The sequence below is a fragment of the Streptomyces sp. NPDC102270 genome (genome assembly GCF_044766405.1).
Classification (GTDB): Bacteria; Actinomycetota; Actinomycetes; order Streptomycetales; family Streptomycetaceae; genus Streptomyces.
In genome coordinates this window covers 1-12,090 of record NZ_JBIWLX010000020.1, presented here as the reverse complement: position 1 = coordinate 12,090, position 12,090 = coordinate 1, and the positions used below count along the sequence as shown (strand labels likewise).

General features: G+C 68.3%; 11 protein-coding genes. 2 read left to right on the top strand and 9 right to left on the bottom strand.

Features of this window, described 5'->3' with window-relative positions:
- Positions 1 to 41 precede the first annotated feature (41 nt).
- Positions 42 to 2,180, top strand: a complete 2,139-nt coding sequence (locus ACIRP7_RS35150) for a discoidin domain-containing protein (RefSeq protein WP_403667810.1) — start codon at positions 42 to 44, stop codon at positions 2,178 to 2,180.
- On the opposite strand, the gene ACIRP7_RS35145 is transcribed toward ACIRP7_RS35150, so the two are convergent.
- Genes ACIRP7_RS35145 through ACIRP7_RS35130 form a run of 4 tightly spaced genes read right to left on the bottom strand, consistent with a single transcriptional unit; the run spans position 2,149 to position 5,517 of the window.
- Positions 2,149 to 2,973: an ABC transporter ATP-binding protein gene (locus ACIRP7_RS35145; RefSeq protein ID WP_403667807.1), complete on the bottom strand. Its 825-nt coding sequence runs from the start codon at positions 2,971 to 2,973 to the stop codon at positions 2,149 to 2,151. The genes ACIRP7_RS35150 and ACIRP7_RS35145 overlap by 32 nt on opposite strands.
- Before the next feature lie 26 nt (positions 2,974 to 2,999).
- Positions 3,000 to 3,779 (bottom strand): ABC transporter permease, encoded by a 780-nt coding sequence (locus ACIRP7_RS35140; RefSeq protein WP_403667805.1) that lies wholly within the window; start codon positions 3,777 to 3,779, stop codon positions 3,000 to 3,002.
- The gene (locus ACIRP7_RS35135) at positions 3,776 to 4,549 is read right to left on the bottom strand and encodes an ABC transporter permease (protein ID WP_403667802.1); all 774 of its coding nucleotides are present in this window, start codon (positions 4,547 to 4,549) and stop codon (positions 3,776 to 3,778) included. The genes ACIRP7_RS35140 and ACIRP7_RS35135 overlap by 4 nt, the downstream gene beginning before the upstream one ends.
- Entirely contained in the window at positions 4,546 to 5,517 is a 972-nt protein-coding gene (locus ACIRP7_RS35130) for an ABC transporter substrate-binding protein (RefSeq protein WP_403667799.1), read from the bottom strand. Before ACIRP7_RS35130 ends, ACIRP7_RS35135 begins: the two co-directional genes overlap by 4 nt.
- A gap of 145 nt (positions 5,518 to 5,662) precedes the next feature.
- On the opposite strand from ACIRP7_RS35130, the gene ACIRP7_RS35125 reads away from it, so the two are divergent.
- Positions 5,663 to 6,517 carry an IclR family transcriptional regulator C-terminal domain-containing protein gene (locus ACIRP7_RS35125; protein WP_403667796.1) on the top strand — a complete coding sequence of 285 codons (855 nt, stop codon included), beginning with the start codon at positions 5,663 to 5,665 and terminating at the stop codon, positions 6,515 to 6,517.
- Here the strand turns inward: ACIRP7_RS35125 and ACIRP7_RS35120 are convergent.
- The 5 genes from ACIRP7_RS35120 to ACIRP7_RS35100 form a co-directional block, all read right to left on the bottom strand.
- Positions 6,432 to 7,370 carry a PDR/VanB family oxidoreductase gene (locus tag ACIRP7_RS35120; RefSeq protein ID WP_403667793.1) on the bottom strand — a complete coding sequence of 313 codons (939 nt, stop codon included), beginning with the start codon at positions 7,368 to 7,370 and terminating at the stop codon, positions 6,432 to 6,434. The two genes, ACIRP7_RS35125 and ACIRP7_RS35120, sit on opposite strands and share 86 nt — an antisense overlap.
- Positions 7,367 to 7,570, bottom strand: coding sequence for a hypothetical protein (locus ACIRP7_RS35115; protein ID WP_403667791.1), 204 nt, complete (start codon positions 7,568 to 7,570; stop codon positions 7,367 to 7,369). The genes ACIRP7_RS35120 and ACIRP7_RS35115 overlap by 4 nt, the downstream gene beginning before the upstream one ends.
- Positions 7,567 to 8,640, bottom strand: coding sequence for a Rieske 2Fe-2S domain-containing protein (locus ACIRP7_RS35110; protein ID WP_403667788.1), 1,074 nt, complete (start codon positions 8,638 to 8,640; stop codon positions 7,567 to 7,569). The genes ACIRP7_RS35115 and ACIRP7_RS35110 overlap by 4 nt, the downstream gene beginning before the upstream one ends.
- 1,156 nt (positions 8,641 to 9,796) lie before the next feature.
- Positions 9,797 to 10,774 (bottom strand): hypothetical protein, encoded by a 978-nt coding sequence (locus tag ACIRP7_RS35105; RefSeq protein WP_403667785.1) that lies wholly within the window; start codon positions 10,772 to 10,774, stop codon positions 9,797 to 9,799.
- A 40-nt stretch (positions 10,775 to 10,814) separates the two neighbouring features.
- Positions 10,815 to 12,090, bottom strand: a 1,276-nt coding sequence (locus ACIRP7_RS35100) for a hypothetical protein (RefSeq protein ID WP_403667782.1), incomplete at its 5' end; no start/stop codon positions are given.

Here is a 12,090-nt window from a genome sequence, read left to right as displayed (position 1 = left end):
CCACACGAAGGGATCAGCACATGCACAGATCTGTCAGGAGCATGTCAGCGACCATTACTGTGGCCCTCACCACCGGCCTCCTCACCGCCACCGCGCCCACCGCCCACGCGGCCGCGGGCGCCACCCTGCCCTTCACCTCGGTCGAGGCCGAGTCCGCCACCACGACCGGCACGCGAATCGGCCCGGACTACACGCAGGGCACGCTCGCCTCGGAGGCGTCCGGGCGGCAGGCGGTACGGATCGGCTCGGGTCAACGCGTCGAGTTCACCGTGCCGCGCGCGGCCAACGCGGTGAACGTCGCCTACAGCGTCCCCGACGGCCAGTCGGGCACGTTGAACGTCTACGTCAACGGCACCAGGCTCGCGAAGACGCTTCCCGTGACGTCCAAGTACTCCTACATCGACACCAGTTGGATACCCGGCGCCAGGACGCACCACTTCTTCGACAACGCCCGCCTCCTGCTCGGCCGGGACGTCCAGGCCGGTGACAAGGTCGCCTTCGAGTCGACCGGCACCCAGGTCACCGTCGACGTTTCCGACTTCGAGCAGGTCGCGGCGGCCGCGGGTCAGCCCGCCGGGTCCGTGTCCGTCACCTCCAAGGGCGCCGACCCCACCGGGAACGGCGACTCCACCCAGGCCTTCCGGGACGCGATCTCCGCCGCCCAAGGGGGAGCGGTCTGGATCCCGCCGGGCGACTACCGGCTGACCTCCGCCCTCGGCGGCGTCCAGAACGTCACTCTCCAGGGCGCCGGAAGCTGGCACTCGGTCGTGCACTCCTCCCGCTTCATCGACCAGTCCAGTTCCTCGGGGAACGTCCACATCAAGGACTTCGCGGTGGTCGGTGAGGTCACCGAGCGCGTCGACTCCAACCCGGACAACTTCGTCAACGGCTCCCTCGGACCCGGGAGTTCGGTGTCCGGGATGTGGCTCCAGCATCTGAAGGTCGGCCTCTGGCTGACGGGCAACAACGACAACCTCGTCGTGGAGAACAACCGCTTCCTCGACATGACGGCCGACGGCCTCAACCTCAACGGCAACGCCCGCGGAGTGCGCGTCCGCAACAACTTCCTGCGCAACCAGGGAGACGACGCGCTCGCCATGTGGTCGCTGTACGCGCCGGACACGAACAGCAGTTTCGAGAACAACACCATCACCCAGCCGAACCTCGCCAACGGCATCGCGATCTACGGCGGAACCGACCTCGCGGTGCGGAACAACCTGGTCTCCGACACCAACGCCCTCGGCAGCGGCATCGCGATCTCCAACCAGAAGTTCCTCGACCCCTTCTTCCCGCTGGCCGGCACCATCACGGTCGACGGCAACACCCTCGTCCGCACCGGCGCGATGAACCCCAACTGGAACCACCCGATGGGGGCGCTGCGGGTCGACTCGTACGACAGCGCCGTCAACGCCACCGTGAACATCACCGACACGACCATCACCGACAGCCCGTACAGCGCCTTCGAGTTCGTCTCCGGCGGGGGACAGGGCTACCCGGTCCGGAACGTCACCGTGTCCGGCGCGACCGTCCGCAACACCGGCACGGTCGTCGTGCAGGCGGAGGCCCAGGGTGCCGCGACCTTCCGCGATGTCACGGCGACTTCGGTGGGTGCGGCGGGTGTCTACAACTGTCCCTACCCGGCGAGTTCCGGCACCTTCGCCCTCACCGACGGCGGCGGCAACTCCGGCTGGAGCAGCACCTGGTCGGACTGCTCGACCTGGCCGCAGCCGGGCCAGGGCAACCCCGATCCGGACCCGAACCGCAACCTCGCCAAGGGCCGCCCGGCCACCGCGAGCGGCTCCCAGGACGTCTACACGCCCGGCAAGGCGGTCGACGGCGACGCGAACAGCTACTGGGAGTCCGCCAACAACGCGTTCCCGCAGTCCTGGACGGTGGACCTGGGGTCGGCCGAACCGGTGCGCAGGCTGGTGCTGAAACTGCCTCCGCAGAGCGCCTGGCAGGCCCGCACCCAGACCGTCACCGTGCTGGGCAGCGCCGACGGCAGCACCTACACCACCGTCGTCGGCGCACAGGGCTACCGCCTCGACCCGGCGACCGGCAACACGGCCACCGTCACGCTGCCCGGCACCACTGTGCGGTATCTGCGCCTGTCGGTGAGCGCCAACACCGGCTGGCCGGCCGGGCAGTTCAGTGAAGTGGAGGCGTATCGGACTTCGTGACCGGAGCCTCCCGCACGACCCCGCGCTTGGCCGCCTGGATCTGCTCGTACACATGGGTGCGCAGTTCGGCGAAGCGCGGGGCCACCCGCGTGTGTATCTGGTCCCGCTCGTCCGGCAGATCGACCTTCAGCTGCTCCTGTACGACCGTGGGGGAGGCGGACAGCACGATCACGCGTTCGCCCAGGTACACGGCCTCGTCGATGTCGTGGGTGACGAACAGGATCGTGATGCCGCGCTCCCGCCACAGCCGCCGTACGAGGTCCTCCAGGTCGGCGCGGGTCTGGGCGTCCACGGCCGCGAACGGCTCGTCCATCAGGAGGACTTCGGGCTCGTAGGCGAGTGCGCGGGCGATCGCGACGCGCTGCTGCATCCCGCCGGACAGCTGCCAGGGATACGCCGAGGCGGCGTCCGACAGGTCCACCGACTCCAGTGCGTCGGCGACCAGCTCGCGGCGTCGCGATGTGGGCAGGTTCTTCTGCTTCAGGGGGAGTTCGACGTTGTCGGCGACGCGCATCCAGGGGAAGAGGCTGCGGCCGTACTCCTGGAAGACGAAGGCCATCCCGGGCGGCGGACCGGTCACCTTCCGTCCTGACAGGCGGACTTCCCCGGCCGTCGGCGTGAGCAGGCCGCCCATGCACTTCAGCAGGGTCGTCTTGCCGCAGCCCGAGGGGCCGACGAGACAGACGAGTTCGCCCGCATCGACGGTGAAGGTGAGATCGCGGACCGCCTCCACGCGGCGGCCGGACCCCTCGTAGACCTTGTTCAGGCCGGACACGCCGAGAAGCGGGTGCATGGACCGCCCTTTCACGTTCGGGTGATTCACGGGGACCGCCGGGCCGAGGCGCGCAGGCCGTGGTACCAGGCGAGGACCCGCCGCTCGACCAGCTGGAAGACGACGGAGAGGACGAACCCCAGCAGACCGAGGACGAGGATGCCGGTCCACATGTCGGGGACCGCGAAACTGCGCTGGAACTGGACGATGGTGAAGCCGATGCCGTTGCTGGCCGCGAACATCTCGCTGATGACCATCAGGATGATGCCGATGGACAGCGCCTGGCGCAGGCCCGCGAAGATCTGCGGGCCGGCCGAGGGCAGCACCAGGTTGCGCAGCCGCGAGGGGCCGGTGATGCCGTAGGAGCGGGCCGTCTCCAGCATCACCGGGTCGACCGCGCGCACACCCTCGACGGTGTTGAGCAGGATCGGCCAGACACAGCCGCTCGCGATCACGGTGACCTTCATGGTGTCGCCGATGCCCGCGAACAGCATGATGACCGGGATCAGGACCGGCGGGGGGACCGCCCGCAGGAACTCCAGGACCGGTTCGCACACCGCCCGCACCCGCCGGTAGGAGCCGATGACCGTGCCGGCGGCGACACCGACGACGGCCGCCAGCGCGTAACCGGCCACCAGGCGCCAGATGCTGGGCAGGACGTCGTCGCGCAGGCGGTCGGCGGTCCACACGTCCGGGAAGGTCTGCAGGATCGTGCGCAGCGGCGGCCAGAAGACGTTGTCGCTGCCGTCCGACGCCAGCCACCAGACCATGACCAGCAGCGCGGGCAGCGCGAGCACGAAGAAGAGCCGCAGAGCGAGCCGCTTCACACCGCCACCTCCCCGCGCACCGACTGGTGCCAGGCCAGCGCCCGTCGTTCCACGGTACGCGCGCCGACGTTGATGAGCAGCCCCAGAAGGCCGGTCACGACGATCAGCGCGTACATCTCCGGCACCGCCTGCGAGTTCTGCGCCACCGCGATACGGGCGCCCAACCCCGGTGCCCCGATGACCAGTTCACCGGTGATGGCGAGGATCAGCGCGACGGCCGCGGCCAGCCGCACCCCGGTCATCACATACGGCAGCGCGGTCGGCCACAGGACGTGCCGGATCCGTGCCCAGGTGCCGAGACCGTACGAGCGGGCCGTCTCCTCGGCGACAGGGTCGACGTCCTGGACGCCGTAGAGCGTCTGGATGAGGACCTGCCAGAAGCTGGCGTACGCGACGAGCAGCAGCACCGACCGCAGTTCGCTGCCGTACAGCAGCACCGCCAGCGGGATGAGGGCGACCGAGGGGATCGGACGCAGGAACTCGATCGTCGAGGCCGTCGCCTCGCGCAGATACGGCACGACCGAGACGATCACGCCGATGACGATGCCCGCCGAGGCTGCGATGGCCAGGCCCAGGGCCCAGCCGGTGAGGGTGTCGCCGAGCGCCGTCCAGAAGGCGCCGTCGGAGAGTTCGTCGACGAAGGCGCGCGCGATCCGGCTGGTCGGCGGGAAGTAGGCCTCCTTGACCAGACCGAGCCGGGGCACCGCCTCGCCCAGGACGAGGAAGGCCGCGAGCCCGGCGGCGCCCAGCGCCGCGTTCTGGAACCTCACGGAAGCAGCGCGTCGACGTCGGGGGTCTTCTTGAAGAACCCGTCACCCTCGCCCAGCTTCGCCAGCGCCTCGATGGACTCCTTGTTCGGCTCGGCCGGCCACTTCGGCAGGGTCACCTGCGCCAGCACCGACGCCGGGATCTTGGTGTAGGTGGTGATGATCTGGCGTGCCTCGTCCGGGTGGGCGTCCGCGTAGGCGAGGGACTCGGCGGTGGCCTCCTGGAACTTCTTCACCACGTCGGCGTTCTGCTGCTGGTACCTCGTCGAGGTGAAGTACATGGCGACCGTGGTGTCCTTGGCCACGTCCACCAGCGGGGAGGCGATCACCTGGCCGCCCTGGCTCTTGATGGTGGCGAGCGCGGGCTCGACCGCGCAGGCCGCGTCGACCTGGCCGCCGTCGAGAGCGGCCGGCATCTGGTCGAAGGCCAGCTCCACGAACTTCACCTTGTCCGGATCGCCGCCGGCCTTGCGGACCGACTCGCGCACCGCGGACTCGTTGATGTTCTTCAGCGTGTTGATGGCGACCTTCTTGCCCTCCAGGTCCCTCGCGGACGTGATCGAACTGCCCTTCTTCACCGCGACGGCAGCAAAGTCCTTGCCCTGCACGCCCGTTGAGGCGATGCCGTTGGAGACCGCCTTGATCGGCACCCCGGACGACCGGGCGATCAACAGGGTGGTGACGTTGGAGAAGCCGAACTGGAACTGCCCGCTGGCGACCCCGGGCACGATCGCCGCGCCGCCGGACGCGTTCGATATCTCCAGCTTCAGGCCGTGCTTGCTGTAGAAGCCCTTCTTCTGGCCCAGATGGATCGGCGCGACATCGACGATCGGAATGAGGCCGAGCTTGACGGTGGTGGTGCCGCCGGACGACGATCCCGAGTCCGATCCCCCCGAGTCGCCGGACGAACCACAGGCCGACGCGGTGACCAGTAGTGCTCCGGCCGCGAGGGCGACGAGCAGACGACGCATGGCTCCTCCTGTGCAGACTTGTTGTTCCGACAGGCTGTGCGCAGACCGCACAGTGGTGCTCAGCGCGAAAGGTATGGGGCTCGCGGGGGTCGGGTCAACACCTTTTGCTGACAATATTGTTGACATTCGCTCATCGGAGGCGACGATGCCCGAAGCAGACCGCGCCCCTCACTTCGTGCGCTCCCTGGAGCGAGGCCTCGCCGTGATCCGCTCCTTCGACGCCGACCACCGGGAACTGACCCTCAGTGAGGTCGCCCGCGCCTGCGGACTGACCCGGGCGGCGGCCCGCCGTTTCCTGCTGACCCTGGCGGATCTCGGATACGTCCGCGCCGACGGCCGCACCTACCGGCTCGCCCCGCGCGTCCTGGAACTCGGCTACTCCTACCTGTCGAGCTTCTCGCTGGCCCAGATCGCCGAACCGCATCTGGAGCAACTCGTCGAGAGGACAAGGGAGTCGTCGTCCCTGTGCGTGCTCGACGGCGACGACATCGTGTACGTGGCCCGGGTGCCCGCGCGTCGCATCATGAGCGCGGCGATCACCGTGGGCACCCGCTTCCCGGCCCATGTCACCTCGGTCGGGCGGGTGATGCTCGCGCACCTGCCGGAGGAGGAGATCGAAGTACGCCTCGCACGCGTCGAGTTGACTCCGCTCACCGCTCGCACGATCGACTCCGCCGCGCTGCTGCGGACCGAGCTGGAGCGGGTGCGCAGACAGGGATACGCGCTCGTCGACCAGGAGCTGGAGGAGGGGCTGCGCTCGATCGCCGCCCCGGTGCGGGACCGGGGCGGCGAGGTGGTGGCGGCGGTCAACATCCCCGTGCAGGCGGGGCGTACGACACTCGCCGCGGTACGGCGGGATCTGCTGCCGCCGCTGCTGGAGACCGTGGCCGGCATCGAGGCCGACCTCCGGATGGCTACAGGTCCAGTACCAGCTTCTTCCCCCGGCACCGGGACACACAGATCATCATCGTCTCCCCGGCCTCCCGCTCCTCGTCCGTGAGCACGGAGTCCCGGTGGTCCGGGGTGCCGTCGAGAACATCGGTCTCACAGGTGCCGCACGTGCCCTCCGTGCAGGAGAACAGCACCTCGACGCCGGAAGCACGCACCGCGTCCAGCACCGAGACGTCCGCAGCGACGGTGACCGTCGTACCGGTCTGCGCCAGCTCGACCTCGAACTCCGTGTTCTCGCCCTCCAGTTGCTCCTTCGGCGCGAACCGCTCCACGTGCAGCAGTCCGGCCGGGCAGCGCGCCTCCACCGCGTCGAGCAGCGGACCGGGCCCGCAGCAGTAGACGAGGGTGCCCTCGGGAACCCCGTCCAGCACCGAGGCGAGGTCCAGGAGGCCGGTCTCGTCCTGGGGAGCGACGGTGACGCGATCGCCGTAGCGGCTCAACTCCTCGGTGAACGCCATGGATTCGCGCGTCCGCCCGCCGTACAGCAGGGTCCACTCGGCGCCCTCGGCCTCCGCCGCCGCGAGCATGGGCAGGATCGGGGTGATGCCGATGCCGCCCGCGATGAACCGGTAACGGGGCGCGGGCCGCAGGGCGAAGTGGTTGCGTGGCCCACGCACCCGGACCTTGTCGCCCTGCCTCAACTGCCCGTGCACATGGGCGGATCCGCCGCGCCCCGCGGGCTCGCGAAGGACGGCGATCCGCCAGGCGGTACGGTCGGCCGGGTCGCCGCACAGGGAGTACTGCCGCTCCAGGCCGGGGCCGAGGACCACGTCGATGTGGGCGCCCGGCTCCCACTCCGGAAGCTGCTCGTCCAGCGGGTGGCGCAGGGTGAGGGCGAGCACGCCGTCGGCCGCCGGGTCCCTGCGGTCGACGACGAGTTCGGCTTCGTACGCGTCACTCATGAGCTGTTTCCTTGCGGCTCGTGCGGGGGCGGCTCGTGTCCTTGCGGGGCATGCCCGTTCGGGTGCGCGAGCATCCACTCCCACATCTCGATCGGGTCCTGCGAGGTGTGCTCGCGGCCGCAGTGACAGGTGCCGTGCAGGACGTCGGTGCCCGGCAGCCAGTCGATGCGGTAGATCTCCCCGGTGGCTCCGGCACTCACAGGACCTTCTCCACGGGCTTGTCGCCCTCCTCGACCAACCGGGCGAGGATACGGCGGGCGGCGAGACCACCGGTGTCGATGTTGATGCTCAGCTCCTGGTAGCCGGTGCGCTCGGTGCCGAGCGTCTTCTGCAGCAGGTTGAGCGCGTCGACGTCCTGCATGACGACGGTGTGGTTGTTGCCCCGCAGGAACTCGGTGACCTCGGTGTCCTCGGTCGCCCAGTCGCGCGAGACCATCCAGAAGTCGTACACGTGACCGTCGCTCGACGGCGTGATGGCGTAGGTGATCTCGGTGTGGAAGCCGTTCGGGTCGCTGCCGTCGGCCTCGGGGAGCACGCCGACCGGGGCGATACGGCTGTGCAGCAGATAGAGGCAGGGGGCGTGGTACTCGATGTCCTGCCAGCGGGTGATCCGGCCCTCGATGCCGGTGGACTTCGCGTAGAACGGCGGGCATGCGGCGTCGTCCATGTGCCGGCTCACCCGGACGATGCCGGCGCCCTCGTCGACCTCCGTGGTGATCGGCGTCTCGGCGACCTCGGGGGTGCCGATGTAACCGCCGTGCAGATAGGTCTCGTGAGACAGGTCGAGGAGGTTGTCGACCAGCAGGCCGTAGTCGGCGTCGATCGGCTCCATGCCGCGGACGGTGACCCAGCCGGGCGAGTCGAGGTGCCTGGCGCGCGGGATGGTGTCGGCGTCGGCGAGCGCGGGGTCGCCGATCCACACCCAGATCAGGGAGTCCCGCTCGGCGACGGGGTAGGCGGCGACGCGCGCGGTGCGCGGTACGCGCTTCTGGCCCGGCACGTACACACAGGTGCCCGTGGTGTCGTACGTGAACCCGTGGTAGCCGCACACGATCTTGTCGCCGTCGAGTCGGCTCGGCTTCTCGTGCAGCGGGAACCGGCGGTGCACACAGCGGTCGGCGAGTGCGACGGGCGTGCCGTCCTCCTCGGTCCGGTAGAAGACGAGCGGTTCACCGAGGATCGTCCGGCCGAGCAACTCCTCGCGGCCCACCTCGTGGCTGTAGGCGGCGACGTACCACTGGTTCCTGGCGAAGGCGGTGGTGTGCGGCATGGTGGCGGGTTCCCGTCTCTGTGGCGTGGTGACATCGTCCGCAGAGGCTTCGCGAGGCCGCAAGACTGCTTCCGTCTCACGGAAGCGGATTTCGAAGTCGCCTGCTCATAGGGGCTGTTGGCGTGCAGGAGCAGGTTGCGAGCCACCGTGAAGGCATCGGCCCCGGTCAATGGCGTCGATCGCGCCATGTGCCGCTCCGCGCATGGACTGTGTACCGATATGTTCGAGTATGGAATTTTTCCACCAATTTTTCTGCTTGTATTTGGCTGGTACAGCGGCACTTTTTGCATCGTTGCAGTTCATAGGTGTTCGGTCTCGGGATGCATGGGCCTCGGGTCGAATCGGCCCGTTTTCCGTCCCAAGGAGGTGTTGATGCAGATCAGCGCTGTAGTGAGACCTGTCGGCGGTCGCCCTGCAATGGCTTGGTGGCGTTGGCCGATAACTCACTCACCGCTTTCGGACACTGCTTGCATCTCGGGTGGTGTTTCCGTTCTCCTGCCGGGACATGGCCAGGCAGGAGAACGGGACGCCTGGGCCGACGAAAGTCATCGTGAAGCGGCGCAGCGGACTCATAATCCGTCGGCCGTGGGTTCGAGTCCCACCCGCCCCACCTGTGCAGGCTTCTGACCTGCGGAAACGTTCATTTTGTCCTGTCGGATCGTCAACTTTGCCTGAACGGACTGAATCCGCTGCTCGTGAGTTCGGAGTCCGGCGGTGTTCTGAGGGGTTCGAAACCCTCTGACCTGCGATGGAGTAGGTGATCGAGGTTGTCGCTCGCCGTCTGGGCGACTGCCCTGAGGGTCGATGTCAGGACCCAGGGGCCGTACAGGGGCCGGGGCGGCTCGGCCGTGTCCAGACGACGGTGTCTCCGGGCCGAATAGTGCACCTGGTGTTCGCACTGGCAGCAGGCACCCGCTGCGTCTGACGATGGCCGAGGGGTCGCGGAAACGGCCCGAAGAGGAAACGGCCCTACAGGGTTGGCCGACCTTCTCGTGCAGTGGCCAACGGTCCGGCTGGCGTGGCCGTCGGGGTGTGTCCGGGCGATCATGAGACGAGCCAGATGCTGACGGCATTCACCGGCTGGATGGCACAGGGAGTGACCACATGCGCGAGAGCGTGAGTGATCGCTGTTGGATCCGGCCTCGGACGAAGCGGTTCAGAAGATGTAGGCCGTCGCATCGCCATGCGTTAGAGGCAGTGGCAGATCCGGATGCGGGCCCCTCAGTTCGGCTTCCGCATCATTACAACTGTCCGCTACGGAGCGCCGGACGGCCAGCGATTGGTACAGCTGCCTCGTGAATGTCCGGGCCTGCCCGTCGTCCATGGAGTGGGGCCAGCTGATCACCGTCGTCACGGTCAGCGCCATCTCGTTGGCCAGCGCGGTGGAGCCACAGAAGTTCAGTACGGCGAGGAGGGGCGGGTGGCGGACACGGGCGATCTCCGCGCACAGGTTCTCGTACGCGATGCAGAGGTCGCCGCTGTCCTGGGTGAGGTGGATTCCGCCGAAGGAGCTGTGCGCCGCGATGTGCAGGTTCGTCGGTCTGTGTGTGTCCAGGGCGGGGCAGATTTCGGCGAGTCTGACCGATGCCATTTCGGTCAGTTGCATGTAACTCGCGGCGACGGCCTGCCGGATGCATGCCGCCTCAGCGCCGAAGTCGTTGCGTCCAGGGCGTGGATCGCCGGAGACGAACAGCACTCTCGGAGCGGCGCCTGCTGGGGAGAGGAGTCCCGCATGGTGGTCCTGTGGGGGGATGTCGGCGGAGAAGGTCGAGTTCTGCGGCGAGTGGGCGGAGATCGAGGCGGACCATGCCTGGTTCATCAGTTCCGACGGGGGCAGTCGCAGGCGACCGGTCGGAGGGCGCAGTGGGTGCTGGGGGAGGTGGTCGCCCATCCTGGTCGTTGCAGTGAGCGGGGGAGGTGCTGGGCGCGGTTTCTCGGTGGTCTCCTGCATGCGGTGCCGGAGTTCTTCCTGCGGGATGCCGAGGGCACGGGTGATGTCCGGCCAGCTCACGCCGTCGGCGCGGTGTCGCTGTACGGCTTTGAGGGCCGCGTCGAGAGCATCTTGCATGGCCCGGTAGCCGGGTGCCGAGTGGAAGAGCTGACCCATGTTGCTGAGGTACGTGATCTCTTCCACCGTGAGTTTGCACGGTGACCCGGAGGGTGGGCGTTGTTCCTCATCCGGCATCGGAGGCGGTTTCGCTTTGCGGGGCCGGCGCGGCTGCGGTGAGGGCGGCGGCCAGCTGGAGCAGCGTGGGCGCGTGGTCCGGGTGGTGCTGGGCGAGTCGGCGGAGGCGGGCTGCGCCGGCTCCTCGCTGTACTTCGGAGCCCTGTGTTGCGGCTTGCTCGATGAGGTCGGTGGGGGACGGGTCGTTGGTGTCGGGGGTTGCCTCGGGTTGTGGTGTCTCGGCTGCTGGTGGGGTGGAGAACGCCGTGTGTACGGCGATCAGGTACGGAGTGACGAACGGCATCTGCGTGAGGGCTGGTGATGCGAGGAGGAGCGGGAGGAGCGCGTCCGGTTGGCCCTGCTCGACGAACTCCATGGCTGTGTCGATCGCTGTTGCGGGATCGGTGATCGCGTCGTAGACGTCTGGTGCGGGAAGGCGGTCGGTGAGCTGGAGGATGCCCAGGTGCTGGCGTGACGCCGGGTCGTCCCACTGTGAGGTGAGCAGCTCCCGTACGAGGGGGTCTTCGGTCAGTCGGGGATGGCGGTTGAGGAATTCCAGGTCTGCCGGCCAGGTGGGGGTGGCGAGCCATTCGTTGACCAGATCGGACCTGGCGTTGGTCTCCCGGAGTTCTTCGAGTACCAGGTCCAGGCCTCGATCGTGTGCGGCGTCGAGCACGACCGCTAGGTCGCTGAGACCTATGAATTCCGGGTAAAGCGCGCGGGTGAGGGCGAGAGCGGCGCGGCCTTCCGGCGCCGCGAGAAGTGGATAGGTCTGCCGGACGAACGTCTCCTGATCGGGCCAACTCCGTGCGGAAAGCCAGCTGTTGAAGCGGTCGATGGCCTCGGATGGGAGTTCGTCCTTCGACCAGGCGGGCAGGTTGGGGAGGGTTGGCCCCAGAGATTGCTGTGCCAGGACGTGTCGGGCCAGTTCTTCAGCGAGTTCGCGGACGGCACGGCGGGAACGACCGGCCCAGGCGGATTCCGTCGTGTCATCGGCGCGTTGCGCTGCTGAGAGGAGATCCGCTGCCGCACCAATGTGATCGTCGTGGACGTGGCGCCACCGGGCACGCGAGACGAGAAGCTCGGCTTGGGGACCGGAGGGGAGTTCCGAGATCGCTTGGTCGTAGGTGCGCAATGCATCGTCAAGGAGCTGACGCTCGCTCTGCTGGTTGGAGAGGTTGTTGAGGGCTCCGGCGAGGTTGGGGAGGAAGGCGGCGGGGTTGGCGGCAGCGAGGGTGCGGTAGAGCTCGGTGGCTTCGGTGATGGAGGTGAGTGCCCCGTCGCGG